24 protein-coding genes and 1 tRNA gene are annotated in these 26156 nt (G+C 72.4%); 9 read left to right on the top strand and 16 right to left on the bottom strand.

Annotated elements, in window-relative coordinates; all coding sequences use genetic code 11:
- Window positions 1-129: 129 nt before the first annotated feature.
- From pheA to ACZ5CW_RS28130, 7 genes are all read right to left on the bottom strand, one after another.
- Window positions 130-1062 carry a prephenate dehydratase gene (gene pheA, locus ACZ5CW_RS28160; protein WP_468606114.1) on the bottom strand — a complete coding sequence of 311 codons (933 nt, stop codon included), beginning with the start codon at window positions 1060-1062 and terminating at the stop codon, window positions 130-132.
- Window positions 1063-1141: 79 nt separating this feature from the next.
- On the bottom strand, window positions 1142-2425 hold the full coding sequence (efeB, locus tag ACZ5CW_RS28155) for an iron uptake transporter deferrochelatase/peroxidase subunit (RefSeq protein ID WP_468606112.1): 1284 nt from the start codon (window positions 2423-2425) through the stop codon (window positions 1142-1144).
- 6 nt (window positions 2426-2431) lie between these two features.
- Window positions 2432-4435, bottom strand: coding sequence for a copper resistance CopC/CopD family protein (locus tag ACZ5CW_RS28150; protein ID WP_468606110.1), 2004 nt, complete (start codon window positions 4433-4435; stop codon window positions 2432-2434).
- Window positions 4436-4448: 13 nt separating this feature from the next.
- Entirely contained in the window at window positions 4449-4916 is a 468-nt protein-coding gene (locus ACZ5CW_RS28145; RefSeq protein WP_468606108.1) for a copper chaperone PCu(A)C, read from the bottom strand.
- A complete protein-coding gene (locus ACZ5CW_RS28140; protein ID WP_468606106.1) occupies window positions 4913-5566 on the bottom strand; it encodes an SCO family protein in 654 nt (217 codons plus the stop codon). Before ACZ5CW_RS28140 ends, ACZ5CW_RS28145 begins: the two co-directional genes overlap by 4 nt.
- 90 nt (window positions 5567-5656) lie before the next feature.
- Window positions 5657-6397 carry a YcnI family copper-binding membrane protein gene (locus ACZ5CW_RS28135; protein WP_468606104.1) on the bottom strand — a complete coding sequence of 247 codons (741 nt, stop codon included), beginning with the start codon at window positions 6395-6397 and terminating at the stop codon, window positions 5657-5659.
- Window positions 6398-6561: 164 nt separating this feature from the next.
- On the bottom strand, window positions 6562-7398 hold the full coding sequence (locus tag ACZ5CW_RS28130; RefSeq protein WP_468606102.1) for a hypothetical protein: 837 nt from the start codon (window positions 7396-7398) through the stop codon (window positions 6562-6564).
- 186 nt (window positions 7399-7584) lie between these two features.
- Between ACZ5CW_RS28130 and ACZ5CW_RS28125 the strand changes: the two genes are divergently transcribed.
- Together ACZ5CW_RS28125 and ACZ5CW_RS28120 are read left to right on the top strand one after the other, a co-directional pair.
- Complete coding sequence (locus tag ACZ5CW_RS28125) at window positions 7585-8031, top strand: ATP-binding protein (RefSeq protein ID WP_468606100.1); 447 nt, start codon at window positions 7585-7587, stop codon at window positions 8029-8031.
- A 42-nt stretch (window positions 8032-8073) separates the two neighbouring features.
- On the top strand, window positions 8074-8637 hold the full coding sequence (locus ACZ5CW_RS28120; RefSeq protein ID WP_468606098.1) for a GNAT family N-acetyltransferase: 564 nt from the start codon (window positions 8074-8076) through the stop codon (window positions 8635-8637).
- 69 nt (window positions 8638-8706) lie between these two features.
- Here the strand turns inward: ACZ5CW_RS28120 and ACZ5CW_RS28115 are convergent, their stop codons facing one another.
- The 4 genes from ACZ5CW_RS28115 to ACZ5CW_RS28100 form a co-directional block, all read right to left on the bottom strand.
- Entirely contained in the window at window positions 8707-9921 is a 1215-nt protein-coding gene (locus ACZ5CW_RS28115; protein ID WP_468606097.1) for an MFS transporter, read from the bottom strand.
- Window positions 9922-10008: 87 nt separating this feature from the next.
- Complete coding sequence (gene pdxR, locus ACZ5CW_RS28110; protein WP_468606096.1) at window positions 10009-11379, bottom strand: MocR-like pyridoxine biosynthesis transcription factor PdxR; 1371 nt, start codon at window positions 11377-11379, stop codon at window positions 10009-10011.
- A 93-nt stretch (window positions 11380-11472) separates the two neighbouring features.
- Window positions 11473-12957 (bottom strand): aminopeptidase P family protein, encoded by a 1485-nt coding sequence (locus ACZ5CW_RS28105; protein WP_468606095.1) that lies wholly within the window; start codon window positions 12955-12957, stop codon window positions 11473-11475.
- 158 nt (window positions 12958-13115) lie between these two features.
- Window positions 13116-14645, bottom strand: a complete 1530-nt coding sequence (locus ACZ5CW_RS28100) for a PP2C family protein-serine/threonine phosphatase (protein WP_468606299.1) — start codon at window positions 14643-14645, stop codon at window positions 13116-13118.
- 494 nt (window positions 14646-15139) lie between these two features.
- Between ACZ5CW_RS28100 and ACZ5CW_RS28095 the strand changes: the two genes are divergently transcribed.
- Window positions 15140-15805: a bifunctional DNA primase/polymerase gene (locus tag ACZ5CW_RS28095; protein ID WP_468606093.1), complete on the top strand. Its 666-nt coding sequence runs from the start codon at window positions 15140-15142 to the stop codon at window positions 15803-15805.
- Between the two features lie 55 nt (window positions 15806-15860).
- Complete coding sequence (locus tag ACZ5CW_RS28090) at window positions 15861-16457, top strand: hypothetical protein (RefSeq protein WP_468606091.1); 597 nt, start codon at window positions 15861-15863, stop codon at window positions 16455-16457.
- A 262-nt stretch (window positions 16458-16719) separates the two neighbouring features.
- Here ACZ5CW_RS28090 and ACZ5CW_RS28085 read toward each other — a convergent pair whose 3' ends face one another.
- The 3 genes from ACZ5CW_RS28085 to ACZ5CW_RS28075 all read right to left on the bottom strand — a co-directional run bounded on the left by ACZ5CW_RS28085 (window position 16720) and on the right by ACZ5CW_RS28075 (window position 19414).
- A complete protein-coding gene (locus ACZ5CW_RS28085) occupies window positions 16720-17709 on the bottom strand; it encodes a DUF5926 family protein (RefSeq protein WP_468606089.1) in 990 nt (329 codons plus the stop codon).
- Between the two features lie 167 nt (window positions 17710-17876).
- The gene (locus tag ACZ5CW_RS28080) at window positions 17877-18515 is read right to left on the bottom strand and encodes an ATP-binding protein (RefSeq protein WP_468606087.1); all 639 of its coding nucleotides are present in this window, start codon (window positions 18513-18515) and stop codon (window positions 17877-17879) included.
- Window positions 18516-18586: 71 nt separating this feature from the next.
- Window positions 18587-19414, bottom strand: a complete 828-nt coding sequence (locus tag ACZ5CW_RS28075) for a glycerophosphodiester phosphodiesterase (protein WP_468606085.1) — start codon at window positions 19412-19414, stop codon at window positions 18587-18589.
- 230 nt (window positions 19415-19644) lie between these two features.
- Here ACZ5CW_RS28075 and ACZ5CW_RS28070 point away from each other — a divergent pair, with 230 nt between their 5' ends.
- From ACZ5CW_RS28070 to ACZ5CW_RS28060, 3 genes are all read left to right on the top strand, one after another.
- Window positions 19645-21036: a S1C family serine protease gene (locus ACZ5CW_RS28070; RefSeq protein WP_468606083.1), complete on the top strand. Its 1392-nt coding sequence runs from the start codon at window positions 19645-19647 to the stop codon at window positions 21034-21036.
- A gap of 239 nt (window positions 21037-21275) precedes the next feature.
- A complete protein-coding gene (locus ACZ5CW_RS28065) occupies window positions 21276-21905 on the top strand; it encodes a LysE family transporter (protein WP_468606081.1) in 630 nt (209 codons plus the stop codon).
- Between the two features lie 235 nt (window positions 21906-22140).
- Window positions 22141-22225: transfer RNA gene (locus ACZ5CW_RS28060), tRNA-Ser, on the top strand.
- A gap of 106 nt (window positions 22226-22331) precedes the next feature.
- Here ACZ5CW_RS28060 and ACZ5CW_RS28055 read toward each other — a convergent pair.
- Complete coding sequence (locus ACZ5CW_RS28055; protein ID WP_468606079.1) at window positions 22332-22862, bottom strand: hypothetical protein; 531 nt, start codon at window positions 22860-22862, stop codon at window positions 22332-22334.
- A gap of 562 nt (window positions 22863-23424) precedes the next feature.
- Complete coding sequence (locus tag ACZ5CW_RS28050; RefSeq protein WP_468606077.1) at window positions 23425-24297, bottom strand: bifunctional DNA primase/polymerase; 873 nt, start codon at window positions 24295-24297, stop codon at window positions 23425-23427.
- 367 nt (window positions 24298-24664) lie between these two features.
- On the opposite strand from ACZ5CW_RS28050, the gene ACZ5CW_RS28045 reads away from it, so the two are divergent.
- Both ACZ5CW_RS28045 and ACZ5CW_RS28040 read left to right on the top strand, forming a co-directional pair.
- Window positions 24665-24976, top strand: coding sequence for a hypothetical protein (locus ACZ5CW_RS28045; RefSeq protein WP_468606075.1), 312 nt, complete (start codon window positions 24665-24667; stop codon window positions 24974-24976).
- 234 nt (window positions 24977-25210) lie between these two features.
- Window positions 25211-26155 (top strand): bifunctional MaoC family dehydratase N-terminal/OB-fold nucleic acid binding domain-containing protein, encoded by a 945-nt coding sequence (locus ACZ5CW_RS28040; RefSeq protein WP_468606297.1) that lies wholly within the window; start codon window positions 25211-25213, stop codon window positions 26153-26155.
- Window position 26156: the final 1 nt, after the last annotated feature.

The following is a 26156-nucleotide window of genomic DNA, read 5'->3' as shown; positions in this document are numbered from 1 at the left end:
GTGACCCCCTCTGGGGGCTGTGGGGCGATTTGTCGACTGAATGGCGCTTCCTTGTCGACTTGTCCCCAGGTCGAGAAGGGCACCTGTGGATAACTTCTGTGGATAACGAAGATACGCAGGTACGACTGGCTAGAACCGGCCGTCCTGGCAGCGCGCCACCCAGTCCGAGGCCGCCATGAACTCCTCGTCCGAGGTCCCCGGCAGCGTCCGCCGGACCTCGTCCGGCGTGATCTCGGCACGCGGATAGGAGCCGAGGAAACGCACCTGGAGGCAGATCCGCTTCAGCCCCATCAGCGCCTCCGCCATGCGCCGGTCCGAGATATGGCCCTCGGCATCGATGCAGAAGCAGTAATTGCCGATACCGGCACCCGTCGGCCGGGACTGCAGCAGCATGAGGTTGATGCCGCGCGAGGCGAACTCGCCGAGCAGGTCGCGCAGGCCACCGGGGTGGTCGTCGCGCTGCCACAGCACCACCGAGGTCTTGTCGGCGCCCGTCGGAGCGGCGGGCCTGGCCGGCCGGCCGACCAGGACGAACCGGGTCTGCGCGTTCTCCGCGTCGTGGATCCCGTTCTCCAGGACCTCGAGGCCGTACCGGGCGGCGGCGAACTCGCCCGCGAAAGCGGCGTCGTACCGGCCCTCCTGGACCAGGCGTGCGGCGTCCGCGTTGGAGGCGGCGGACTCCCAGGCGGCGTCCGGGAGGTGCTTGCGCAGCCAGTTGCGCACCTGCGGCTGGGCCGCCGGGTGGGCGGAGACCGTCTTGATGTCCGAGAGCTTCGTGCCCGGCCGGACCAGCAGCGCGAAAGTGATCGACAGCAGCACCTCGCGGTAGATCATCAGCGGTTCGCCCGCGACCAGCTCGTCGAGGGTGGTGGTGATGCCGCCCTCGACGGAGTTCTCGATCGGCACGAAGGCCGCCTCCGCCTCGCCGGCCCGTACCGCGTCCAGCGCGGACTGCACCGACACGTACGGGAGCAGCTCCCGGGTGGCCGTTTCCGGGAGCGTCCGCAGGGCGACTTCGGTGAAGGTGCCCTCCGGGCCGAGATACGCATAGCTCGCTGGCATGCCCTCACCCTAATGGCGGCTCGGCGGCCCGGCGCCTCCGTCTCACGCCTGCCACCCGACCGGGTGGTTTGAACCCGGATCAGCCCTCCAACAGCCGCTGTCCCACGTATTCACCCTTCGCCGCCCCGCCGGGCACGGCGAACAGCCCGCTCGACTCGTGCCGGATGAACTGCGACAGCGCGTCGCCCCGGTCGAGCTTGCGCTGTACCGGTACGAAGCCGCGCAGCGGGTCCGCCTGCCAGCAGACGAAGAGCAGGCCGGCGTCGGGCGTGCCGTCCGCGTCGATGCCGTCGTGGTAGGAGAAGGGGCGCCGCAGCATCGCCGCGCCGCCGTTCCGGTCGGGCCGGGTGATCCGGGCGTGTGCGTTGATCGGGACGACGTACGCGCCCTTGGCGTCCGTCTTGTCCAGATCCATCGCGGTGGTCTCGTCACCCCCGGACAGCGGTGCCCCGTCGGCCTTGCGGCGCCCGATGACCTGCTCCTGCGCGGAGAGCGACAGCTTCTCCCAGTCGTCCAGGAGCATCCGGATGCGGCGTACGACGGCGTAGGAGCCGTTCGCCATCCAGGCGGGCTCGCCCGAGGCCGGCACGAAGATCCGTTTCCCGAAGTCGGCCTCGGCCGGCTTGGGGTTGCGGGTGCCGTCGAGCTGGCCCATGAGGTTGCGGGCCGTCATGGGGTGGGCGGTGGCACCCGGCGTGCGGTTGAAGCCGTTCATCTGCCAGCGCACCCGGGCGGCCGACCCGGCGTCCTTCTGGATCGCGCGCAGGGCGTGGAAGGCGACCAGAGCGTCGTCCGCGCCGATCTGCACCCACAGATCACCGTCGCTGCGCGCCTTGTCGAGGTGGTCGGAGGAGAAGTCCGGCAGCGGGTCCAGGGAGGCCGGCCGCTGCTTGTCCAGGCCGGTCCGGCCGAAGAAGCTGTGCCCGAAGCCGAAGGTGACCGTCAGGGAGGAGGGACCCGCGTCCCGGGCCACGCCGGTGTCGTCGTGCGGCGCGGCCTCGCCCGCCATCAGCCGCTCGGCCGTCGCCGACCAGCGGCGCAGCAGGGCCGCCGCCTCCTTGCGGCCCGCGCCCGCCGCCAGGTCGAAGGCGACGAGATGGCCGCGCGCCTGCAGTCCCTCGGTGATGCCGGGCTGGTGTTTCCCGTGAAACATCGCCCGGCCGGAGCCCACCGAGGTCAGCGGAGCGGCCTGGGCGGGCGCGGCGGCATAGCCCACCGCTCCGCCGGCCGCGCCGAGCGCGAGCCCGGTGGCACCCGCGGTGCCGAGCAGCGCGCGCCGGGAGACGCCCCGGCCGCTGTCGGGGACGGGCGCCCGCACCGCGGACTCGGGCGTACGGGCCTCCGGGATGGACTGGTCAGGCATGGTCGTTCAGCCGATCTGAGCGTTCTTGGAGACGGTCACCTGGTCGACGTCGGAGGTGCGCACGGTGACGGCGATCTTCCAGTCGCCGGCCATGGGGATCTGCACTCCGTTCGCCGACCAGTGGCCGGTGGTGACGCGGTCGGGGTTCACGGGAAGCGGGCCGATCTCCTTCGCCTCGAGGGTGAAGGAGACCTTCACCTCGGGGACGTCGAAGGCCCGCCCGTTGGGCCGCTGGACGTACACGTGCATCTCGTTGCCGCCCACGCGCGCGGGGTCGAGGTCGACGCTGACGACGCCCTTGCCGTCGGTGCCGCCGGTGTCGAAGGGCATGTCCAGGGTCAGCGCGCCGGACGGGGACGACGCCGAGGACGACGAGCTGGAGGAGGCGGACGTGCCGGCCTTGGCCTCCTGCTCGGTGCGGCCGGGCTCGGTCTGCGTCAGCGCGGTGGTGACGGCGAGCAGGACGATGGCGACCCCGGCCTCGGCGAACACCGAGCGGCGCAGTCCGAAGCGGTTCGGGTCGGCGTCCCGGAGCCGCTTCTGCCGGGTGGTGTCGATCGCGGCCCGCTGCCGGGCGAGCTGGGCGGCCCGCCGGGAGTCGGAGCCGGAGTCGGGACCGGAGCCGGTGTCGGAGTCGGTGTCGGTGTCACCGGTACGGGTGGCCTTGGTGTCACCGGTGACGGCCGCCTTCGCCCCCTTGCCCGCGCCGGACGTCTGCCTGGCCGCGGCCGAGGCCACCGGCTCCATGCGCGCCCGTTCGGCCGTGGCCGTCGGGTCCGTGCCGGCGAGCCGCCCGGTCCACCGCCGCGAGACCGAGGCGATGCCGACCACCAGGGCCACCAGGGCGATCTTGATCAGCAGCAGCTGCCCGTACCCGGTCTCGGTGAACGCGGACCAGGAGCCGAGCTGCCGCCAGGACTGGTAGGTGCCGGTGGCGACGAGCGTGACGACCGAGCCGAAGGCCAGCCGGGAGAAGCGGCGCGCGGCGGCCGCCTCGACCGGGGCCTCGGCGGGCGCCCGGTACAGGGCGACCAGGAGGGCGGTGAGGCCGCCCAGCCACGTGGCGACCGCGAGCAGGTGGACGATGTCGACCGGCATGGCGATACCCGCCTGGAGTCCGACCGAGGCGTGCTCGGCCATCGCCCAGCTGGACGCGAGCCCGGCCGCGACGACCCCTCCGCCGATGGCGAGCCCGAAGGTCAGGTCGCGCTTCTCCTCGCCCTCCTCGCGCCGGGTGTAGGCGCCGAAGAGGACGGCGACGAAGAGCGCGGCGGCGGCGAGCAGCAGCAGCCGGGAGACCAGCGCGGCACCGGTCTTGGTCTGCAGCACCTGGCCGAGCAGATCGAGGTCGAAGACGTCGGCGAGCTTGCCCGAGGTGGTGTAGGAACCGCGCAGGAGCAGCAGCCACAGGGTGCCCGCGGTGAGCGTCAGCCAGCCGCCGACGACCAGCCGCTGCAGGGCCCGTACGCCCGCGCCGCGCTGCCAGCAGGCCAGGACGAAGGCCGCGCCGCCCGCGAGCACGATGAAGCCGGCGTAGGACATGTACCGCCCGAACGCGTAGAGCAGGCCCACGACTCCGCCGCCCGCGCCCGGCCCGGCACCGGAGACGACGGTCTGCGAGGGCGCCCCGACGGAGAAGGTGTAGGCGCCGGAGACGGGGTGGCTGTCGGCGGAGACGACCTGGTAGGTGACCGTGTAGGTGCCCTTGCCCAGGTCGCTCTTGAGCCGCACGGCGTACGTCGTCCCGCTCACGTTGGCGGGTTCGCCCTGCTGGACCGGCTTGCCCTTGGGGTCGAGCACGCGCAGGGAGTCGCCGCTCATCGCCACCTTCTCGGAGAAGGTGAGCGACACCTGGGTGGGCGCCTTGGTGACCACCGTCCCCTGCGCGGGGTCGCTGCCGGTCAGTGCCGCGTGCGCGGAGGCCGGTCCGGTGCCGGCCAGCAGCGCGCCGGTGACGGCGAGGAACAGCAGCACCAGGGTCCGCAGGCGGGGGGTGATGGTCCGCGTCAAGGGGGTCCCTCCCTCAGTGGCCGGTCGACGGGTTGTACGTGGCGGACCGCACCGGCATCTCGACGGTGAGCGGCCCGGACTTGGCGAAGGTGAGCTTCACGGTGACCGTCTGGCCCTGCTTCGGCTTCTGCTTCAGCTTCTCGAACATCAGATGGTTGCCACCGCTTCTGAACACGAGTCGGCCGTGGGCCGGTATGGCGAAGGAGGTCTTCTCCGCCATGGCGCCGCCGAGGGTGCTGTGCATGGTGACCGCGCCGGCGACGTCACTGGTGACCGCGGTCAGCTCGTCCTTCGTCCCGCCCTTGTTGGCGATCGTCAGGAAACCGGCGGCCATGTCGGCGGAGACCGGCTGGGGCATGTACGAGGAGCTGACGGACAGGTCCGCCTGCTTCCCGGAGCCGGAGTCGGAGCCGGACTGCGAGCAGCCCGTGAGGGCGAGGGCACCGGTGAGGGCGGCCGTGGTCAGGACGGCACGCCTCACGGCTTCGCTCCCTCGACGAGCTTCGGCAGGTCCTTGGTGTAGTCGTCGACCGTGGCGCCCTCGCCGTAGAGGACGTAACCGCCGTCGGTCTTCGGGGAGAACGCGATGACCTGCGTGCCGTGCACCGAGACGAGCTTGCCGTTCTTGTCCTTCTTCGTCGGCTCGATGGAGATGCCGACGGTGCGGGCACCGGCCTGGACGGTGGAGAAGTCGCCGGTCAGGCCGATGAACTGCGGGTCGATGCCCTTGAGCCACTTGCCCAGCTCGGCGGGGGTGTCGCGGGCGGGGTCGGTGGTGACGAAGACGACCCTGAGGTCGTCCTGCTCCGCCTTGGGCAGCGCCTTCTTGGCGACGGCGACGTTGCTCATCGTCGTCGGGCAGATGTCGGGGCAGTGCGTGTAGCCGAAGTAGAGCAGGGTCGGGTGGCCCTTGGTCTCCTTGCGGAGGTCGTACTTCTCGCCGTGGGTGTCGGTGAGGACCAGGTCCGGCTTCTCGAAGGGCTGGTCGAGGACGGTGGCGGCCTTGCCCGAGTCGGACTCCTCCGAGACCACGGCGACCGGTGACTTGCCGTCGTCCCCGCTGCCGCAGGCGGAGAGGGTCACAGTGGCGGCGGCGAGCAGCGCGGCCGCGGCGAACGTCTTCTTGCGCATAGAAAAATGTCCCAGATGTGAGAACTCCGGCGCGCACCGGGGTCGTACGACAGCGTCGCACGACCCCGTGTGCGCGGGTGGAGCGGTGGATCAGGCGGCGGTGCGGCGGCGACCGGCGAGGACGCCGTAGGCCACGCCCGCGGCACCGACGACGATGCCGGCCACGCCGAGCACGCGCGCGGTGGTGTCACTGCCGCCGTCGGAGCCGGAGTCCGTGGCGGCTGCCGCGTTCTCGGTCTTGTCGGAGGCGTCCTTGGCTCCCGCGGCGCCGTGGTGGTCGTCGGTCGCGGCCGACAGCTCCAGCACCGGGGCCGGGTTCTCCGGCTCCTCCTGGCCCTCCTGCGGCACCTCGATCCAGCGCACGACCTCCTTGTTGTCGTACGTCTGGATCGCCTTGAACACGAGCTGGTCGGTGTTCTCGGGCAGGGCGCCGAGGGAGAGCGGGAACTTCTGGAAGTAGCCGGGCTCGATGCCCTTGCCGTCGGCGGTCCAGGTGACCTTGCTGACGGCCTCGTCGATCTTCTCGCCGTGCATGGTCAGCGGCTTGTCGAGCTTGGACTTGGTGACCTTCACGGTCCAGCCGGGGAGCGGCTGGGGCATGACCGAGGCGATCGGGTGTTCGGTCGGGAGAGTGACCTCGAGCTTGGTCGTCGAGGCGTCGTCGCGCTCGTTGGGGACCTTGAAGTCGACGACCGCGTAGCCGCCCTTGGCCGCGCTTCCCTCGGGCTGCACGGAGACGTGTGCGAAGGCGGGGACCGACAGCGTCAGGACGGCCGCGCCCGCGACGGCAGCGGCGGCGGCGACACGAGAAGCGATGCGAGAAGCCTGCATGGCAGGAGCACTCCACTGTGAGTGAGATCCGGTGATGGAGAGGAATACGCGCGCGCGTGGCCGAGCCACTCGGTGGGTCGCGCACGCGCGCGTGCCGCACGACGGCGACCCCTCTCGCCCGGTTCCGCCGTTTCCGGCTCCGGTGCGGTGGTGCTCGCGTCGTGTCAGGCGGCGAGGGCGCAAGCGGCGGGCGGGCCGCGCCGGATCACCGTGTGCTGGAGTGCGGTGGTGTGCGGGGCGGGTGCCTCGTCCCGGGCGGTACGACGGCCGCGCGGGCCGGGCTCGACGGCGGGCAGCAGCCCGGCGCACAGGGCGTGCGCCAGCGCGAGCGCCCCGCGCAGGGACCGTACGAGCGCCCCCTCGGCGACTCCGTGCGCCGACAGTTCGATCAGCCGCAGTACGGCGAGGTCGCCCCGGCGCAGCAGCCAGCCCGCGGCGACGGCCGCGAGGACGTGGCCGAGCAGCATCGGCAGCGAGGGCAGCAGCCCCGTCGAGGTGCCGGCGGGGTCGGCCATGTGATGCATGTCCGGCATGGCGCCCACCGTCCGCCCCGAGGGGTCTATGAGGTGCGCGTCCAGCAGGAGGCGGTAGGCGTGCCCGGGGGTGAGCGCCGACGGGGTGGATCCGCACAGGAGCCGGGTGGCCCGCTCGACGAGCACGGTGCTGCTCAGCGACCCGTTCGCCGCCTCCGCCGGCATCCCGGCGGTGGCCATGGCCGCGGCCCCGTGCTGGCCCAGCCCGAACAGCGTGTGCAGGACGGTCTGGCCGAGTGCGAGGAGTACGGCGATGCCCGGCAGCGAGCGGGTCCGCCCGGCGAGCGGTGCCACGAGCAGCAGCGAGCCGAGGAAGCCCGCGCCGAGCGTCCACAACGGGACGCGCGCGCAGGAGACCAGAGTGTGCCCGGCCGCGGCCAGCACGACGCAGACCGCGGCGAACACCGCGGCCCGCAAGGTCCGGAGCCCGGCTCCGGGACGCGCCGTGCGCGGGTGGGGGGCAGTCATGGCGGCCTCATCATCGCACTGCCGGTACCGGAGACACACGGCAGGTCGCCGGACGCGTCCCTCATACACCCATTTCTCCCTAGGCGCATCGACTGTATGGGCGGAGTCACGCCGACGGTGTGCTTACGGCCACCTATGGGCGGCAATACGTAACGGTATGTCGAGCCGCGGCCAGGAGGCTGGAGCATGAGCATCTGGTGGTCACTCCATCTGCGCCGCGAGGCCGCGAGCGTGCCTCTCGCCCGGCGTCTGCTGATCGGCACGATGGAGACGGCGGGGGTCGACCCGGAGATCTCCTACGACCTGTCCGTCGCCCTGAGCGAGGCCTGTGCCAACGCCGTCGAGCACGGCGGGGAGCCGGCAGCCGGCGGTGCCCCGGAGGCGTACCGGGTGACCGCGTACCTCGACGGGGAGAAGTGCCGGATCGAAGTGGCCGATTCGGGGCCCGGATTCACCCGCACCCAGGACATCCGGCCCGCCCGCCCGGACGCCGAGCACGGCCGCGGGCTCTGTCTCATCCGGGAACTCGCCGACCATGTGCACATCGGCGCCAAGTCCGGCCGGGGCGGGACGGTGGTCAGCTTCGACAAGATGCTCAAGTGGCGGGGGGACACACCGCCCGTGGCGGTGTGAAACCCGGTCCCCCTCGGTTCCGGCACCCCCTAGGGTGCGCGCATGCGTATCGATACCGAGGAGATAGCGGCCGGTGTGACGCTGCGGCTGCTCGCGCGCGGGGACGTGGACGCGCTGTGCGCCGCCTATGTGGCCAACCGCAAGCACCTCGAACCCTGGGAGCCGGTCAGACCGGAGTCCTTCTTCACCGCGGCGGGGCAGTCCGAGCGCGTGCACGGGCTGCTGCGCCAGTTCGCCGAGGGTGCCGCGCTGCCCCTGGTCCTGGCGGCGGCGGACGGCCGGATCGCCGGGGCCATCACCCTGACGGGGATCACCCGGGGCCCGTTCTGCAGCGCCTACGTCGGCTACTGGGTGGCCGCCGACCAGCAGAACCGCGGGCTGGCCGGCGCCGCCGTGCGGCGGGTGTGCGAGATCGCGCGGGACACGGTGGGACTGCACCGGATCGAGGCGTCCACGCTGCTCGACAACACCGGTTCGCAACGGGTGCTGGAGAAGTGCGGGTTCGCCCCGATCGGGACGGCCCCCGACTACCTGCACATCAACGGCGCCTGGCGGGACTGCCGGCTCTTCCAGCGGATCCTGCACGACCGCGATCCCGCGCTGTGAGAGCGGGCGGGCGCCCCTGACCCCCTGTAGGGCCCCCTGTTGTTCCTCTGTTCCTCGGCGCGCCGGCGGTCAGCTCGCGAGCGCCGGCCTCCCGGCCTCCTGGGGCGTACGGCGGCCGGCCGCCCGGCGCGCGGCCGGCCCCATCGCGTACGCCGCGGCCGGCATGAGCGCGCCCAGCAGCAGCCAGCCGGGCGTTCCCCAGCCCAGCAGCAGCGAGGTCACCACGAGCGGGCCCAGCGTGCGGGCGACCGCCACGCCGGTGCCGAAGAAGCCCTGGTACTCGCCCATCCGGTCGGCCGGGGCGAGGTCGAAGGACAGCTGCCAGGAGCCCGCCGACTGCTGCGTCTCCGCCACCACCTGCAACACGGCACCGGCGATCAGGATCGCCGCGGCGGGCCAGGCGGGCCGCCCGGCCGACAGCGCGAACACCGCGCAGGAGGCGAGCATCACGAATCCGGACCGGCGCAGCACCCGCAGGGCGCTGCCGAGCCCCGTGACGGCTCTGGCCGCCCGCACCTGGAACAGCGTCACCGCCAGCGTGTTGAGGACGAACAGCCCCGACGCCAGCCAGGCCGGCGCCCCGGTCCGCTCGGTGATCCACAGCGGCAGCGCGAGGCTGAGCAGCGGCAGTCGCAGCAGCAGAACGGCGTTGAGGAGCGCGACGAGCGCGTACGGCCGGTCGCGCAGCACCGCGAACCGCCGGCCGTCCACGGTCTCGCCGACGGCGGCCACGGCGGGCAGCCGCAGCAGGAGCAGCGCGCACCCCAGGAAGCAGACCGCGTCCAGTACGAGCACACCCCGGTACGCCGCCGCCGTGCCGGCGTTCAGCGCGAGCCCGCCGAGCGCCGCGCCCACCGCGAGCCCGCCGTTCAGCGTCGACTGCAGCCGCGCCAGCAGTCCCGTCCGCTCCCCGGCCGGCACCAGCCCCGCCAGCAGCGCCTGCCGGGCCGCCGCGAGCCCCGACTGCGCGCAGGCGTAGACGCAGGCGGTGAGGACGAACGGCACGAAGCCCCGTACCAGGAGGAACGAGGCGACCGCCGCCGAGGTTCCCAGCGCCAGCAGCACCGACGTGCCGCGTGGCCCGCGCCGGTCCGCCAGCCGCCCGAGCGGCACCCCGACCAGCGACCCGACCGCCCAGGCGAGGGTCAGCCCGAGCCCCACGCGCACGGGGGCGAGCCCCACGACCTGGGTGAAGTACAGCGCCGAGGTGACGTAATAGGCGCCGTCCCCCACGGAGTTGGCGAGCTGGGCGAGGGCCAGGAGACGCTGCGGTCGGTTCGTCATACCGATGACGGTAGGGACCCGGTGGACCGCTGAGCAGACCCAATCGAGCCCGGTCCCACTGGCCCATTCCGGAACGGCCCGGATACGTCAGTCCCCCGTGTCCAGCACCTTCGCCAGCACGTCCAGCGCCTCCGGGTACGCCCGCTCGCGAGGGGTGCCGTAGCCGACGACCAGGCCCTGCGGCCGGCCGGGTCCCGGGGTGTGCCAGTGGTCGCCGAGGGCGCCGAGCGCCAGGCCCTCCGCCTCCGCGCGGGCCAGCGCCTCGGCCTCGTCGGGCACGTCGATCAGCGCGTGCAGCCCCGCCGCGATCCCGCGCACGCTCAGGCGCGTCCCCAACCGGTCCAGGAGCATGTCCCGGCGGCGCCGGTACCGCAGCCGGCACGCGCGCACGTGCCGGTCGTAGGCATGGCTCTCGATCAGTTCCGCGAGCGCCAGCTGGCCGATGGTCTCGGTGTGGTGGTCGCTGTGCAGCTTGGCGTCGGCGACGGCGTCGACCAGGTGCGGCGGCAGCACCATCCAGCCCAGGCGCAGCGCCGGACCGAGCGTCTTGGACGCGGTGCCCAGATAGACCACCTGACCGGGTGCCATGCCCTGCAGCGCGCCCACCGGCTGCCGGTCGTAGCGGAACTCGCCGTCGTAGTCGTCCTCGATGATCAGCCCGTCACGCGCGCGTGCCCAGTCGGTGAGCCCGCGGCGCCGCTCGGGATGCAGGGTCACCCCGGTCGGGTACTGGTGGGCCGGGGTCACCACCACGGCCGCCGCCTCGCCGAGTTCCCCGGGACGCACCCCGCGCGCGTCGACGGGCACGGGCCGCACGGTCCCGCCGCCTCGCCGCACCACCTCGCGGTGGAAGGGCAGCCCGGGGTCCTCCATGGCGACGGTGGCGCCGTCCAGTACGCGCGTGAGGAGCGCGAGGCCCTGGACGTACCCGGAGGTGATGACGATCCGCTCCGGAGGCGCGAGCACCCCGCGCGCCCGTCCCAGATAGCCGGAGAGCGCGGCGCGCAGTTCGAGCCGCCCGCGCGGGTCGCCGTAGTCGTACGCCAGGGAGGGCGCCGTCGCTATGGCGCGGCGCAGCGCGCGCAGCCAGGCCGCCGCCGGGAACGCGCCGACGTCCGGGCTGCCGGGGCGCAGATCGACACGCGGGGCACCCGCGTGCGCGTGGGCCCGCGGCGCCTCGGAGCCGACTGCGGGCAGCGACGCGACCCGGGTGCCCGAGCCCTGCCGGGCCGTCAGATAGCCCTCGGCGACGAGCTGGTCGTAGGCCGCCTTCGCGGTGCCGCGGGAGATGCCGAGTTCGGCCGCGAGGCGCCGGGTCGCGGGCAGCCGGGTGCCGGGGGCGAGCCGCCCGTCGCGCACGGCGTCCCTGACGGCCCGCTCCAGCCCGACGCGGCGGCCGTCCGCCGCGTCGGGTTCGAGATGCAGGTCCACACCCATGCCGGACCAGAAGTCGTCCACGAACTCTCCCCCCAGGGCACGTGAAGCCTTCGCACGCGTTCGGACACGCCGATGGCCGGGCACCCGCCCGGGTGCCCGGCCATCAGTGTCTTATCAGCCCTTCAGGGACGCCATCCACGCCTCGACCTCGTCGGAGCGGCGCGGCAGGCCCGCCGAGAGATTGCGGTTGCCGTCCTCCGTGACGAGGATGTCGTCCTCGATGCGGACGCCGATGCCCCGGTACTCCTCCGGCACCGTCAGGTCGTCGGCCTGGAAGTACAGGCCCGGCTCGACGGTGAGCACCATGCCCGGCTCCAGCGTGCCCTCGACGTACGTCTCGGTCCGCGCGGCCGCGCAGTCGTGGACGTCCATGCCGAGCATGTGGCCGGTGCCGTGCAGGGTCCAGCGGCGCTGCAGACCCAGCTCCAGGACGCGCTCGACCGGCCCCTCGACCAGGCCCCACTCGACGAGCTTCTCGGCGAGCACGCGCTGGGCGGCGTCGTGGAAGTCGCGGTACTTGCCGCCCGGCTGCACGGCCGCGATACCGGCCTCCTGGGACTCGTACACGGCGTCGTAGATCTTCTTCTGGATCTCGCTGTACGTGCCGTTGACCGGCAGCGTGCGCGTGACGTCGGCCGTGTACAGCGTGTGCGTCTCCACACCCGCGTCGAGCAGGAGCAGGTCGCCGGAGCGGACGGGGCCGTCGTTGCGGACCCAGTGCAGGGTGCAGGCGTGCGGGCCGGACGCGCAGATGGAGCCGTAGCCGACGTCGTTGCCCTCCACGCGCGCGCGGAGGAAGAAGGTGCCCTCGATGTAGCGCTCGCTCGTCGCCTCGGCCTTGTCGAGGACCTTCACGACGTCCTCGAAGCCGCGCACGGTGGAGTCGACGGCCTTCTGCAGCTCGCCGACCTCGAACTCGTCCTTGACCAGCCGGGCCTCGGAGAGGAAGACGCGCAGCTCCTCGTCGCGCTCGGCGGTGACCTTGTCGGTCAGGGCCGCCTCGATGCCGGCGTCGTAGCCGCGCACGACCCGCACCGGACCGGTGGCCTCGCGCAGCCGCTCGGCCAGCTCGCGCACGTCCGCGGCCGGGATGCCGTACAGCGCCTCGGACTCGGCGAGGGAGTACCGGCGGCCGACCCACAGCTCGCCCTGCCCGGAGAGCCAGAACTCGCCGTTCTCGCGGTCGGAGCGGGGCAGCAGGTAGATCGTCGCCTCGTGGCCGTCGCCCCTGGGCTCCAGCACGAGGACGCCGTCCTCGGTCTGGTTGCCGGTGAGGTAGGCGTACTCGACGGAGGCGCGGAAGGGGTACTCGGTGTCGTTCGAGCGGGTCTTCAGATTGCCCGCCGGGACCACCAGCCGCTCGCCCGGGAAGCGGGCGGAGAGCGCGGCACGGCGGCGCGCGGTGTGCCCGGCCTGCTCGATCGGCTTCAGGTCACGCAGCTCCGTGTCGGCCCAGCCGGACTTCATGTTCTCGGCCAGCTCGTCGGAGACGCCCGGGTACAGGCCGTTCTTCCGCTGCTCGATGGGCTCCTCGGACTCGGTCTGCGGGCCCTCTGCGGTAGCAGAGTCGGGCACAGCCGGGTTGAGCTCGTCGGACACGTGATCCTCCTCGATACGCCTTGTGATCTCCCCCGGGGCCCGCGACGCTCCTGCTTGTGGCCGAGCGGGGACCTCCATCATCGTACGGTCGTACCGAGAGCGGCCCAGGGTCGGATGACCTGTTATGCCCGGTCATACCGGTGGTCGGGGCGTGGGGCTCAGTCGAAGCGTGCCGCCAGCAGGACCACGTCCTCCTCGCTGTCGGCCGTGTCCAGGCCGTCCGGCAGGACGGTGCGCAGGACGTGGTCGGCGACGGCACCGGGGTCGTGCCGCAGCGCGCGCGGGATGCTCGCGGCGGCCGCGTGCAGCCGGGCGAAGGCGCGGTCCATGGGGTCGCCGGTGCGGTGCAGCAGGCCGTCGGTGTAGAGCAGGACCGTCTCCCCGGCCTCCGCCTGGATCTCCACGCTGGGCGCCTCCCAGCAGGCGAGCATGCCGAGCGGAGCGGAGACGGAGGTCTCGGCGAACTCGGTGCGCCGCTCGCCGATCAGCAGCGGCGGGCTGTGCCCGGCGCCGGCCAGGGTGACCTTGCGCAGGGCGGGCTCGCAGTAGGCGAACAGGGCGGTGGCGGAGCGGGCCGGCTCGGTCAGCCGCAGCAGCAGCTCCAGGTCGGACAGGACGGCGACCGGGTCCTCGCCCTCCATCACGGCGTACGCCCGCAGGGACGCGCGCAGCCGGCCCATGGCGGCCACGGCGCTGGGCCCGGAGCCGGTGACCGAGCCGACGGACAGGCCGAGAGCGGCGTCCGGCAGCGGCAGCGCGTCGTACCAGTCGCCGCCACCGCGCGGGCCGGTGCGGTGCCGGGCGGCGAGCTGGATCCCGGCCACCCGGGGCAGCCGGGAGGGAAGCAGCTCCTCGGTGATGATCGCCGCACGCGCGCGCGTGCGTTCCACTTCCAGCAGCCGCGCGAGGTGCTCGGTGGCGTGCCGGATGTAGAGGCCGGCGAGGTGGCGCTGCCGCTCGTGCGGCTCGGCCGGCTCGTCGTAGAACCAGACGGCGGCACCGAGGCGGCCGGCGGAGTCGGAGGCGAGGGGCAGGGCGTAGCTGGCGGCGTAGCCGAGGCGGGCGGCCACCTCGCGGTGGCGGGGGTCGAGGCCGTCCTCGGCGAGCAGGTCGGGGTGGACGATCTCGGTGCTCCGGCCGGTGTCGTACGGCAGTGCGCCGCGCGGGACGGTCTCGAGGTGGCCGAGGTCGGCGCGGCCGAGGCCGAGGCCGAGGGTGGTGCGGGGGCCGAGCCCGTCGCCCGGTTCCAGGACGACCAGGCCGCGGCGGGCGCCGACCAGGGCGGCACCGGCGCGCAGCAGCTCGTGCAGGGCGGGGTCCAGCGCGTGCGTGCGGGAGAGCCGCTCGGTGAGTTCGTGGAGCGTGGTGAGGTCGGAGACCCAGCCGGCCAGCCGGTCCTGGAGGAGGGTGCCGGGGGCGGGGGCGTGCGGGGCGGGGGCGTTCCGGACGGACAGGGGGGTGTCCGGGGAGGGGCCGGCGCCCGGGGCGGGGGAGGCGGGCGCGACAGTGTGTGCGGGTGGCGGGACCGCTGGATCGATTCCGGCCACTTTCGGAGGGTGCGGGGCGTTCATGGCGTCCGGCTTCCGGACCGGCGCGTATTGCTCAAAAGCATCGCAAACCCCCATGTCATTCTGCGCCGCTAGCGGTGTCTCCACATGTACACGCACTCGTGAGGGGATGTCCAGCATTGTCCTGCGGGGATTCCTGGTGTCCATGAGGCGGACGCAGGATTTCCGCTAAGCCCTTGCCTTACTGCCAAGTTGGCTGAAAACTGCCTCAGGTATCGGTTCATTGCGGTCGACTGGCCTTGCTCGACGGAGCGTCACAGCGGTCGTGATGGGTACGTACTCGGAGAAGGCCAGGGGTGGTTGGGGACCACCCGGAACCTGGCGACGGACCCGGGCGTCATAGCCACCGACGGCCGAGCCCCATCCTCCCGTGGCGGAGGCGGAGAGAAATACGCGCGACGGCAAAACGCCATACTTCGCCACCCCACGCCGCAGCCGTGCTTTTGATGGACGCACTATGGAAGCGGACGCGGCCAACGCTCGACCCTTTGGGGTTCCCCCTGCCGTGAGCAGGGGTGTGATGCGCCAACAGGTACGCACAGTGAAGTGATCGACACATGATGTGATGTGGTCCACGGTGTTGCCAGCGGTGCAACGGAAAGGAACGAGCGCTCATGCGCGAGATCCTCGGAAGGCGACGCAGGCTCCTGTCCAGGCGGAACGACGGGCGGCCTGAGCTGATCAGCGCGGCCCTGAGCTTCGCGACGGAATGGCAGTGGCCCGTACTCCCGGGCGTGGCCCCGGACCCGCGCGGGCGGGCCCGCTGCGCCTGCCCCGACCCGGAGTGCACGGTGCCCGGTGCCCACCCCTTCGAACCCGGCCTGCTCGCGGCCACCACCGACGCGCGCATGGTGCGCTGGTGGTGGACCAACCGGCCCAGTGCGCCGATCGTCATGGCCACCGGCGGAAAGGCGCCCTGCGCGGTCAGCCTGCCGGCGCTCGCCGCGTCCCGCGCCCTCGCCCTGCTGGACCGCCGGGGCATGCGCCTCGGCCCGGTGATCGCCTCGTCCACCCGCTGGGCGCTGCTGGTGCAGCCGTACACCATGGAGCAGCTGGGCGAGCTGCTGTACGCCAAGGACTTCGTGCCCGGCTCCCTGCGCTTCCACGGCGAGGGCGGCTATCTCGCCCTGCCCCCGTCCGAGACCGGCCAGGGCGCCGTCCGCTGGGAGCGGGCACCGCTGCCGGGCTCGGCCGCGCCCTGGGTGCCCGACGTGGAGGCCGTGGTGGACGCCGTGGTCGACGCCCTCACTCGTACGGGTGTGAGCGCGCCCGAGTTGTAGGGGGTGTCGGGCGCGGACGGGGCCGATGGGCCCCGGCGCTCGTTATCTTCCGCACATGGCGCGTCATTCCGGGGGCCACCGCGCCCCACAGCCGCTCCGCGGCGGGCCGGACCCCCGAAAGCTTCGTCTGCTCGCCCTCGTGGGCGTCGTGGCGGCCGCCGTCGCGCTGCCGCTGGCCGTGGCGTCCGCGGGGCAGGTGGGTGAGCCGGGCCGGGCCTCCATGGGCACGCCACCGCCCGGTGCGGACTCCGGGGGCCACGCCGATCCCAAGGACCCCTCCGTCGCCCCGCGCAGCTCTCCCCTGCTCCTCGGCCTGGGTCTCGCCACCGCCGCCCGCTGCGGTCCCGAACTCACCTCGCCCGAGGGCATCGAGGCGCAGACCTGCGTGCTCACCCAGGGCGTGGACACCTGGGCGCGCACCTACTACCGCAACGCCACCGGCGAGTCGCTCGACTCCGTGCTGAGCCTGCTGGGGCCGGGCGGCCGGACCCTGCAGACGCGCTGCGTCACGGGCAAGGACGACGAGCCCGCCACCTGTGAGACGCCCCGCGAGCACAGCCGGGGCGGACCGGACGCCTACACGGCCGTCACCGAGTTCGCCGAGCACGGGGCCGACGGGACGCTGCTGCTGCGCTCCGGCAGCAACTCCTGAGTCCGGCAGGGCAGTTGACGCCCGGCGGCCGGGCGTACACCGGGTGCGGACATGGAAAGACCCGGTTGCTGGCGACGGGGGATGCACCAGCAACCGGGATACAGGAACGGTAACAAGAGATCGGCCGTTCGCAAATTCGGTCCGGGGCATTCGGCCACCGATTTCCCTGTCACGCGGGTGAGTTGTGACAGGAGTCACCTGGTGTGCGGACCGTCGTCACGGCTGACCGGTCGGTCAGCCGTGAGACCCCGCGCCCGGGACGTCAGCTGAGCGTGACCTGCCGGTTGGTCAGCCCGCCGCGCGCCCGGCGCTCGTCCGCCGTGAGCGGCTCCTGGACGGCGAGAGCGGCGGCGAGGCGCTCGGCGAACTCGGCGGCCGGCTTCTCCACGTCCTCCGCCGAGACCTCGCCCGGCAGGTCCCAGACGGGCACGGTGAGGCCGTGAGCACGGAAGGAACCCACGAGCCGGGTGCCCTCCCCGAGGCTGGAGCGGCCCGCCGCGTGCAGTCGCGCGAGAGCGTCCAGAAGCTGCTCCTCGGGATGGGGCATCACCCAGCGCAGGTGGTTCTTCTCCGGAGTCCGGCACCAGTAGGCGGCGTCCACGCCGGCCAGCTTCACCGTGGGGATGGCGGCGGCGTTGGCCCGCTCCAGGGAGGCGGTCACCTCCGGGGTGGCGTTCTCCGCGTCCGGCACCCAGAACTCGAAGCCGTCGTGCACGACCGGCTCGAACGGGGCCTCGGCGTCGAGCAGATCCTGCAGCCGCGGACCGCCGGCAGGGGCGCGGCGGCCCTGGACCGGGGTGCCGGGCTCCGCCTCCAGCGCCCGCTGGAGGGTGTCGGCGAGGTCGCGGCTGATGTCGCCGGACGCCGTGTCGTTCTGCAGGCCGATCAGCACGGAGCCGTCGTCGCGGCGCAGCGCGGGCCAGGCCATCGGCAGCACCGTGGCGAGGGTGACCGACGGGACGCCCTCGGGCAGGCCGTCCTTGAGGGTCAGCTCGGCCGTCGCGGCGGGGACCAGCTCGCGCAGGGCCACCCAGTCGCACTCGCCCGGCAGTCCCTCGAACGGGCGCTGCACCAGCTCGGTCGCGGCGTGCGCCGCCGCCCGGCCGTGGCACGCCTTGTAGCGCCGGCCGCTGCCGCAGGGGCAGGGCTCGCGGGCGCCGACAACCGGTACCTGTCCATCAGCGCCTGCGGCACGGGCCCCGTCGCTGAGCTGCGGCCGCTTGGCCTTCGTCTGGGGTCGCTTCTTGGCCATCGTGGGTGTCTCCCGGTTACGGCTCTTCTCGTACGGCGGGAGCCTAGCCGTTCAGGCCATGACGGACGGGAACCTGTGGACAACGCACGCACGCTCGACGCCACTGGTGTGAACCTGTGGACCATCCGCGTGTCCCGGTGCGGGCGGGATCCGGCTGGACCGCGCGTTCAGTCCAGGTCCTCGAAGGCGTCCATGAAGTCCAGGCCGCTCATGTCCGCAAGCGCGGGTGTGGTGACGCGCGTAGCGAAACCGTCCGGGCGGCACCCGGCATCGGGATCGTGGACGTCCTCGTGGACCACCACCCAGACCGTCACCTCGCCCCGGACGTCGTCCCGCACGCCCCAGTCGTCGGCGAGGGCCGTGATGATGTTCAGGCCCCGGCCACCGTGCGCCGTCACCGACGGGGTGGCCGGTGCCGGGCGGGTGGGTCCGCCGCCGTCCGTCACCTCGACGATGAGCCGGCCCCGTGTGTCGACCCGCCACGCGGCGCGGACGTCACCGTCGCCCGCCGGCGCGTCGCCCAACGGCCGCCCGTGTTTGCAGGCATTGCTCAGTAGTTCGGAAAGGATCAGTACGGCATCGTCGACGACCGATTCCGCCACGCCACCGCTGCGCAGTTGCGCACGCATTCGATGCCGTGCCTTCCCCACGCCCGCAGGGCCATGAGGTACAGCCATGCTCGACGACGTGGGCACCTCCTGTGCCACCACCAACGCCACCCCCGAGACCTCCTTTGCCCCACGCCACGGTGTGGATGCCCCATTGGCCTGAACCGGAAACCGGCCAACCCGCTTCCGCTGACGCATTCGAAACACATCCTCACGGAGCGAACGCGCCGGAGCACTCCCCGTGACGAGGCGGCCCCGAGGCGGCGGGGTCAGCGGCCGAGCCGGTCCAGCACCGCGCGCGGGCGGTTGGTGATGATGGCGTCGATACCGAGGTCGAGGCACAGGTCGATGTCCTCGGGCTCGTTCACGGTCCACACGTGCACCTGGTGACCGGCTCGTTTCAGCCGCTCCACGTAGGCGGGGTGGTTGCGTACGACGCGGATCGAGGGGCCCGCGATCCGCACGCCCGCGGGCAGCCGCCCGTCGCGCAGCCGCGGGGAGACGAACTGCATCAGATAGACCGTCGGCAGCGTCGGCGCGGACGCGCGCACGCGGTGCAGCGAACGTGCCGAGAAGCTCATGATCCGGACCGGGGACTCGGCGGCGGTGGCCGGTGCGTCCAGGCCGAACCGCTTCAGCAGCTCCAGCAGCCGCTCCTCGACCTGGCCCGCCCAGCGTGTGGGGTGCTTGGTCTCGATGGCCAGCTCCACCCGCCGCCCGGCGTCCGCGACCAGCTCGAGCAGCCGCTCCAGGGTGAGCACGGAGGTGTCCTCCGGGTCCTCCGGCCGGTTCTCCCAGTCGGGCTCCTCGTCCCGCCCGCGCCAGGCCTCGCGCGTCTTCCAGGAGCCGAAGTCGAGCGCGGCGAGATCGGCCAGTTCGAGTGCGGAGACGGCGCCGCGGCCGTTGGAGGTACGGTTCACCCGCCGGTCGTGGACGCAGACCAGATGGCCGTCCGCGGTCAGCCGTACGTCGCACTCGAGGGCGTCCGCGCCGTCCTCGATCGCCTTCCGGTAGGCCGCGAGCGTGTGCTCCGGCGCGTCCTCGGAGGCGCCCCGGTGGGCGACGACCTGGATGGAATGCTGTGGTGCGTGGGTCACCGCGTCATGGTGCCACCGCCGCCGGGTACGCGTGGCGGCATGGGCACGGCCGTGCGACGAGCAGGCTCATACAGCATGCTCGTTTATGTAACTTTTGCCTAAAAGATCCTATATAAAGAGGACTCCCGGACCCACAGCCACCGCTTATGGTGCTCTGACGGCCCGTGGGAAAAGCTGATTGCAGACCAAGTGCGACCGACGACAACAGGCGTGGATCGAGGAGAAGAGCTGTGAGCACCGAGAACGAGGGCAACGCGGTACCCCCGGCCCCGTCCGCACCTCCCGTGCCGGTGGCCTCTTCCGCCGCTTCCCCGCAGGGCCCCGCGCCCGAGGGGGACGTGCCGACGGCTCCGCTTCCGCCGGTACCCCAGGCCGCCCCCGACGGCTCCTGGCCGCCCCCGCCGCCGTCCACCCCGTCCTACGGCGACGGCGGTGCCGGTGGTGTCGGCGGCGCGGGCGGCGCCGGCTGGGGAGCGTCCTACCAGCAGCCCGCCCCCAAGCCGCGCAGCGGGCGCGGCGGGATGGTCGCGGCGGTCCTGGTGGCCGCGCTGGTCGCGGGCGGCCTGGGCGGCGGCCTCGGCTACACCCTGGCCAAGGACAACGACAGCAGCGGCTCCACCACCGTCTCGGCCTCCGACAGCGCCTCGCAGGTCAAGCGCGCGCCCGGCACGATCGCCAACGTCGCGGCCAGGGCGCTGCCCAGCACGGTCACCATCGAGGCGGAGAGCAGCAGCGGCGACGGCGGCACCGGCACCGGGTTCGTCTTCGACAAGCAGGGCCACATCGTCACCAACAACCACGTGGTGGCCGACGCGGTGGACGGCGGCAAGCTGTCGGCCACCTTCCCCGACGGCAAGAAGTACGACGCGGAGGTCGTCGGCCACGCGCAGGGCTACGACGTCGCCGTCATCAAGCTCAAGAACGCCCCCTCGGACCTCAACCCCCTCGCCCTCGGCGACTCCGACAAGGTGGCCGTCGGCGACGAGACCATCGCCATCGGCGCCCCCTTCGGCCTCTCCAACACGGTGACGACCGGCATCATCAGCGCCAAGGACCGCCCCGTGGCCTCCAGCGACGGGAGTGCCAGCAGCAAGGCGTCGTACATGAGCGCCCTGCAGACCGACGCGTCGATCAACCCGGGCAACTCCGGCGGCCCGCTGCTGGACGCCTCCGGCGCGGTCATCGGCATCAACTCGGCGATCCAGTCCAGCAGCAACGGCAGCTTCGGTTCCGGCCAGTCCGGCTCCATCGGCCTCGGTTTCGCGATCCCGATCAACCAGGCCAAGTACGTCGCCCAGCAGCTGATCAAGACCGGCAAGCCGGTGTACGCCAAGATCGGCGCGTCCGTCTCCCTGGAGGAGTCCACCGACGGCGCGAAGATCACCGACCAGGGCACGGGCGGCTCCGCGGCGGTGGAGTCGGGCGGCCCGGCGGACAAGGCCGGCCTCAAGCCCGGGGACGTGATCACCAAGCTCGACGACCACGTGATCGACAGCGGCCCGACCCTGATCGGCGAGATCTGGACCCACGAGCCGGGCGACAAGGTCACGATCACCTACAAGCGCGGCGGCCAGGAGCACACGGTGGATCTGACGCTGGGCACGCGCGAGGGCGACAGCTGATCCCGGCGGACGGCACGCGCGCGCAGGGAGTCTCTCGTGGAGGGGCCCCCTGTCGGCTGCCCGGCACTCCACGCCCGCCCAGGCGCCGCTCGTGAAAACGAGTTGTCCGGCCGGCCGCACCGCCGTCAGGATCTGCCCATGACCACGATCCCCGCCTTCCTGCCGCCGACCGCCGCCGTCCGACCGGTGCGCGTCCAGCAGCAGACCGGCCGACCGCGGAGACCGACGCCCGCCCACGCATGAGCGCGGCCCTGGTCGCGGGGCTCCTCGCCGGCTATGGCATCGCCATGCCGGTGGGGGCGGTCGCGACGTATCTGGTGGCGCTCACCGCTCGCACCTCCTTGAAGACCGGCGCCTGTGCCGCGCTGGGTGTCGCGACCGCGGACGGCCTGTACGCGCTGATCGCCGTGATCGGAGGCTCGGCGCTGGCCGGCGCCGTCGAGCCGGTCATGCGCCCCATGCGAGGGGCCGCCGCCGTGGTCCTCGTCGCACTGGCGGTCCACGGCGCGGTCACGGCGATCATCCGCCACCGCAGACCGCCGACGGCGGCCCGGACCGAGAAGACCCCCGCCGGCCCGGCGCGGGCCTTCGCCGGACTGCTGGGCATCACGCTGCTGAACCCCGTGACCGTGATCTACTTCGCGGCTCTCGTGCTCGGCAGCCACACCACGGCGGAAGCGAACCCGCTCCCACAGGCCGTGTTCGTGCTGGCCGCCTTCGCCGCGTCCGCCAGCTGGCAACTGCTGCTCGCCGGCGGGGGCGCACTGCTCGGCAGGCTGCTGACCGGCAGCCGCGGGCGGCTCGTCACCGCCATGGTCTCCAGCACGGTGATCGCCGTCCTCGCCGCCCGCATGCTCTTCGCGTGGTGAGGCAGCCGCCGGCTCCGTCCGGCGTTCCGGAAAGAGACCGCCACACGGTCAACTCGCGGCCCGAGGGCCCGCTTTGGTTCGGTGGGCCGACGCGCTGCACGTCCGGAACGGGTGCTGAGCGAAGCCGGTCCCGGAGCGGAGCGCGGCCGGCGGGCGCCGAGTGGACCATGTCCTCACCAGGAAACGCCCGCTGCCGGTAGGCTGTACCCGCTCCGCCCCTGGTGGGCGGGTCGGAGGTGGGTTGCCCGAGCGGCCTAAGGGAACGGTCTTGAAAACCGTCGTGGCGCGAGTCACCGTGGGTTCAAATCCCACACCCACCGCGTGCGGGCCGGCGTAGGTGCTGGTCAGAAGGGGTGCCTCGGTCTTCGGGGCACCCCTTTCGCGTCGGGCTCGCCGCACACCTCTTTTGATCAAGGCGGCGGGCAGTCAGTAGTCGGGTGGCTGAGTTCCCCAGTTGATGAGCGAGGACACTTGCAGGCCCCAGGCGCCCGGGTTGAACCCGCAGCGGAAGTTCTGGAAATGTGTCGTCCCGTGAAAGTCCTTCTCGCTGGAGGCTGAGAAGGGGTAGGCGCACGCGTCGAAGGAGCGGATGGCGTTGTCCCAGTTGAGGTAGCCCCGGCGAGACCTGGTGCTCAAGTCCGCAATGGACCGCTCGGGCAGAAGACGCAGCCTTTCGCCTCTGAGATCGGGAAGGTCATAGCTGTCCAGCGCCGTCGGCGCCGGGACACCGTCCGGAAGGCAGCCCATTCCACGCTCCTCCACCAACCAGTGGAATTCTGCATCGCCTTTCGCCTTGCGGGCCTCGGCCAGCATCTCCTCGGGCTCGGTGAACACGGCGAGAGCCAGTGCGGAGTCGTACACGACGGGCGTGACGTAGAGATCTTCCGGGTACTCCTTGTTCATGCGTTCAAGGTCCTCCACCAGCTCGCCGTAGAGGACGACCGGCAGGGTGGGCATGAACGGCGTCTCACGCTTCCTCGGACGCCGATTGGCCCACAGAGCGCGGAACTTGCCCGACGACAGGGGGAGCGAACCGTCCTCTGCCGCAGGTCCTGAGTCGGCCGATTCATAACATGCCACTATGACCATCTCCGGGTGGGAAGAATGACCAGTCGGGTCGAAGGAAACAGATTCCGTGGGAGCCACGAGGCATCCACATGCGGCTAGGGAAGGCACGGCCGGCCTGCTTCGAAGACGGCTTCAGCTGCCGCGGGAAAGCCCGCTGACGTTTCGTCCACTCAATGGGGCGACCCGATACCTGGCGACCCGATACCTCTTGGATCTGTCTTTTTCAGCCTACGCTGCCCGTTCCTGACACGCATGCGGGAACTCCAGCCCGTTGAGGGCGGGTGTCCGGCCGTGAGAGTGCCGGCGGGCGCTGCTGATCATTCTCCGCGCCCGCAGCAACGACCCCGCAGATGTCGCCCTGTTGGGCGGAGTCGGCGCCCGCCCGTTCCGTGAACGGCCCGGCTCCGGCCCGGGGCCCTTGCCCCGGCGGGTGCCTTCCGGTGCCCGGTCCTCAGGGCCGGTGCCCCGTCATCCGGGCCGCCGAGGCGATCGTCGCGCGGGCCTCGCGTTCGGTCAGGCCGGTGTGGAGGGCCGCTTCGGTCAGCGGGTCCACCAGAGCGGGACCGATGCCGTTCTCGTAGGCGCGGCAGGCCGCCCAGAACAGGCGGGTGTTGCGCTGGCCCTCGTGGGCGGAGAGGACGAAGTGGACCAGCCCGCGGCCGTGGTCGCCGGACGCGGGCGGGGCCGGGGGGCCGCTGCGGGGCGGGGGCAGGAGCAGGCGGAGCAGGGACGACGGGCAGGCGGCGGGAGCCAGGTGCGCGGTGCCGGGGGCGGTGGCGTAGACGCCGTGGCCGGTGCGGGAGCCGGGGCCCACGAGGTAGCCGCCGGCGCCCCGGATGTCGATGCCCGGGGCGAGACGGCCGGCCGAGTTCGGTACGACGACGTCGGGCGGGCCGGTGAGCCACAGGTGCCGGCCGCCGCTCGGGGTGAGGACGACGACCGTCTCCGGGATCGTGAACAGGTGACGCAGGGCCAGCTCGCGCAGGGCGACCGAGGAGTCCGTGCCGGACTTGGTGTCCAGGTCGACGCCGATCAGGTGGTACGGGGGCAGCCCGCAGGCGATGCCGTAGCCGGTGGCCCAGGGTGCGGCGGCGAAGAGTTCGCGGATGCGGACGGGGTCGGTCGAGGCGTCGTACACGCCGTGGCCGAAGCGGCCGCACTCGCCGTGGCAGCGCGGTCCCGGCGGATCGGGGTCGGCGCGGTGGGGTGAGCGCAGGGCCGGGAGTTTCGTCCGGGACAGGGGGATGACGGCCAGGCCGCGTTCGGCGGCTGACAGGGCGTGTGCAAGGGCCAGCGTCGTGGCCTGCCGGTCGATGGTGGCCATGGCTCCATGTTCGTGCGCATGTTCGAAAAAGAAAAGAGGTGGCGGCCACGACGTGCCGAAGGGGGGAGATTGGCCCGAAATGCGCAGGAACGATTCACCTTTTGTGCGGCTTGAGGGGTGCAGATCACCAGAAGTTCGTTTCAGGGCGTCGATGGGCGAAAGGCGGCGAGTGGGGTTTATCGACTTGTCATCACGCTTGCGTGCGAATCGCGGCTTCCGGAGTGGTTCGCCGGGGGTGCGGGGGGCAACTTGGAGGCGTGACGTCGTCCACGACAGTCGAGGCGGTCGGCCAACTGCCTCGGTGTACGCAGTAGTTCCCGTACTTCCGGCCCTAGGGCCGCTGAGTGCTTGGTTCTGGAGGAACAACATGGCAAGCATCCGTACCGCCCGCGTTCTCGCCGCCGTCTCCGCTCTCCCGCTCGCGGCCGCCCTCTTCACGGGTGTCGCCGCCGCGGACAACGGCGCCTTCGCGGACAACGGATCGAACGCCGGCGTGGCGAGCATCATCGGCAGCGGTGTCGGCCACGACAACGACGGAAACTCGTCCACCACGCAGCAGAGCGCCGTCGGCTCGGGCGCCTCGAACCAGAACAACACCGCGCAGGTGAACGGATCCGCGTTCACGGCCATCCAGCAGGGCAACGAGAACGTCGCCGTCCGCTTCACCCACCTGTGGTGAGCCTCGGGCGGGGTCCCTCCTGAGAGGGGCCTCGCGGGGTGTGCTTCGGGGTCGCGACACGTCCGCGCGGCGGTACTTCGGTACCGCCGCGCAGGCGTTTTCGAGGCGCGTGGACTCCGGCGCGGCCGAAGCGGGAACCCCACTGCCGGGCTTGACACCCTCCCACGACCTGACGGACAGTCAGAAACGGTGTCGCGACGACGCGGCTCGGGCTGCCGAGGGGCGGAGGTGACCATGGCAGGGGCGGATCCGGCGGGGCCATGCGCGGCGGTGGACCCTGGCGAGCCGGGCGCGCGGCTCAAGGCGTACGAGGGGCTGCCGGCCGCCGTCGCCGGCGTGGGCAAGGACCCGGTGAACGCGCCGATGATCCGGCACTGGTGCGAGGCGATGGGTGACACCCATCCGGCCTACTCGGGCCCGGACGCCATCGCCCCGCCCACCATGCTCCAGGCCTGGACGATGGGCGGGCTCTCGGGCCACGAGGGCCGCACGGGGGCCTACGACGAACTCCTCGGCCTGCTCGACGCCGCCGGGTGCACGTCCGTGGTGGCCACCGACTGCGAGCAGGAGTACCTGCGGCCGCTGCGCCCGGGTGACGAGGTCACGTTCGACTCGGTGATCGAGTCCGTCTCCGACCGCAAGACGACGAAGCTGGGCACCGGGCACTTCGTCACGACCCGCACGGACGTCCGGGTCGGCGGCGCCCTGGTGGGTACGCACCGCTTCCGCATCCTCAAGTACGCCCCCGCGCGCCCCGCACCCCGGGCGCGGCGCCCCCGCCCCGTGGTCAACCGGGACAACGCGGGCTTCTGGCAGGGCGTGGCCGAACACAGACTCCTCGTCCAGCGCTGCACGGACTGCGGCACCCCGCGCCATCCCTGGCTGCCGGGCTGCAACGCCTGCGGCGGCCTGGACTGGGACACCCTCGAGGCGAGCGGCGCCGGCACGGTCCACTCGTACGTGGTGATGCACCACCCGCCCTTCCCGGCCTTCGACCCTCCCTACGCCGTCGGCCTGATCGAACTCGCCGAGGGGGTGCGCATGGTGAGCAACGTGGTGGGGGTGCCGTACGACAAGGTGCGCATCGGGCTGCCGGTGCGGGTGGAGTTCCGGACCTACGAGGACGCGGACGGCCCGCTGGTCCTGCCGGTCTTCCGGGTCGTCGAAGGCGAGGGATGAC

It is taken from the genome of Streptomyces sp. NPDC031379, assembly GCF_055569615.1.
This window is presented reverse-complemented; position numbering and strand designations above follow the sequence as displayed.

Coding starts and splice junctions, on each gene's coding strand:
- pheA (WP_468606114.1), bottom strand. CDS start 1,062: ATGCCAGCGAGCTATGCGTATCTCGGCCCGGAGGGCACCTTCACCGAA.
- efeB (WP_468606112.1), bottom strand. CDS start 2,425: ATGCCTGACCAGTCCATCCCGGAGGCCCGTACGCCCGAGTCCGCGGTG.
- ACZ5CW_RS28140 (WP_468606106.1), bottom strand. CDS start 5,566: ATGCGCAAGAAGACGTTCGCCGCGGCCGCGCTGCTCGCCGCCGCCACT.
- ACZ5CW_RS28135 (WP_468606104.1), bottom strand. CDS start 6,397: ATGCAGGCTTCTCGCATCGCTTCTCGTGTCGCCGCCGCCGCTGCCGTC.
- ACZ5CW_RS28130 (WP_468606102.1), bottom strand. CDS start 7,398: ATGACTGCCCCCCACCCGCGCACGGCGCGTCCCGGAGCCGGGCTCCGG.
- ACZ5CW_RS28125 (WP_468606100.1), top strand. CDS start 7,585: ATGAGCATCTGGTGGTCACTCCATCTGCGCCGCGAGGCCGCGAGCGTG.
- ACZ5CW_RS28120 (WP_468606098.1), top strand. CDS start 8,074: ATGCGTATCGATACCGAGGAGATAGCGGCCGGTGTGACGCTGCGGCTG.
- ACZ5CW_RS28115 (WP_468606097.1), bottom strand. CDS start 9,921: ATGACGAACCGACCGCAGCGTCTCCTGGCCCTCGCCCAGCTCGCCAAC.
- ACZ5CW_RS28100 (WP_468606299.1), bottom strand. CDS start 14,645: ATGCTGGACATCCCCTCACGAGTGCGTGTACATGTGGAGACACCGCTA.
- ACZ5CW_RS28095 (WP_468606093.1), top strand. CDS start 15,140: ATGCGCGAGATCCTCGGAAGGCGACGCAGGCTCCTGTCCAGGCGGAAC.
- ACZ5CW_RS28090 (WP_468606091.1), top strand. CDS start 15,861: ATGGCGCGTCATTCCGGGGGCCACCGCGCCCCACAGCCGCTCCGCGGC.
- ACZ5CW_RS28085 (WP_468606089.1), bottom strand. CDS start 17,709: ATGGCCAAGAAGCGACCCCAGACGAAGGCCAAGCGGCCGCAGCTCAGC.
- ACZ5CW_RS28080 (WP_468606087.1), bottom strand. CDS start 18,515: ATGCGTCAGCGGAAGCGGGTTGGCCGGTTTCCGGTTCAGGCCAATGGG.
- ACZ5CW_RS28065 (WP_468606081.1), top strand. CDS start 21,276: ATGAGCGCGGCCCTGGTCGCGGGGCTCCTCGCCGGCTATGGCATCGCC.
- ACZ5CW_RS28055 (WP_468606079.1), bottom strand. CDS start 22,862: ATGCCCACCCTGCCGGTCGTCCTCTACGGCGAGCTGGTGGAGGACCTT.
- ACZ5CW_RS28050 (WP_468606077.1), bottom strand. CDS start 24,297: ATGGCCACCATCGACCGGCAGGCCACGACGCTGGCCCTTGCACACGCC.
- ACZ5CW_RS28045 (WP_468606075.1), top strand. CDS start 24,665: ATGGCAAGCATCCGTACCGCCCGCGTTCTCGCCGCCGTCTCCGCTCTC.
- ACZ5CW_RS28040 (WP_468606297.1), top strand. CDS start 25,211: ATGGCAGGGGCGGATCCGGCGGGGCCATGCGCGGCGGTGGACCCTGGC.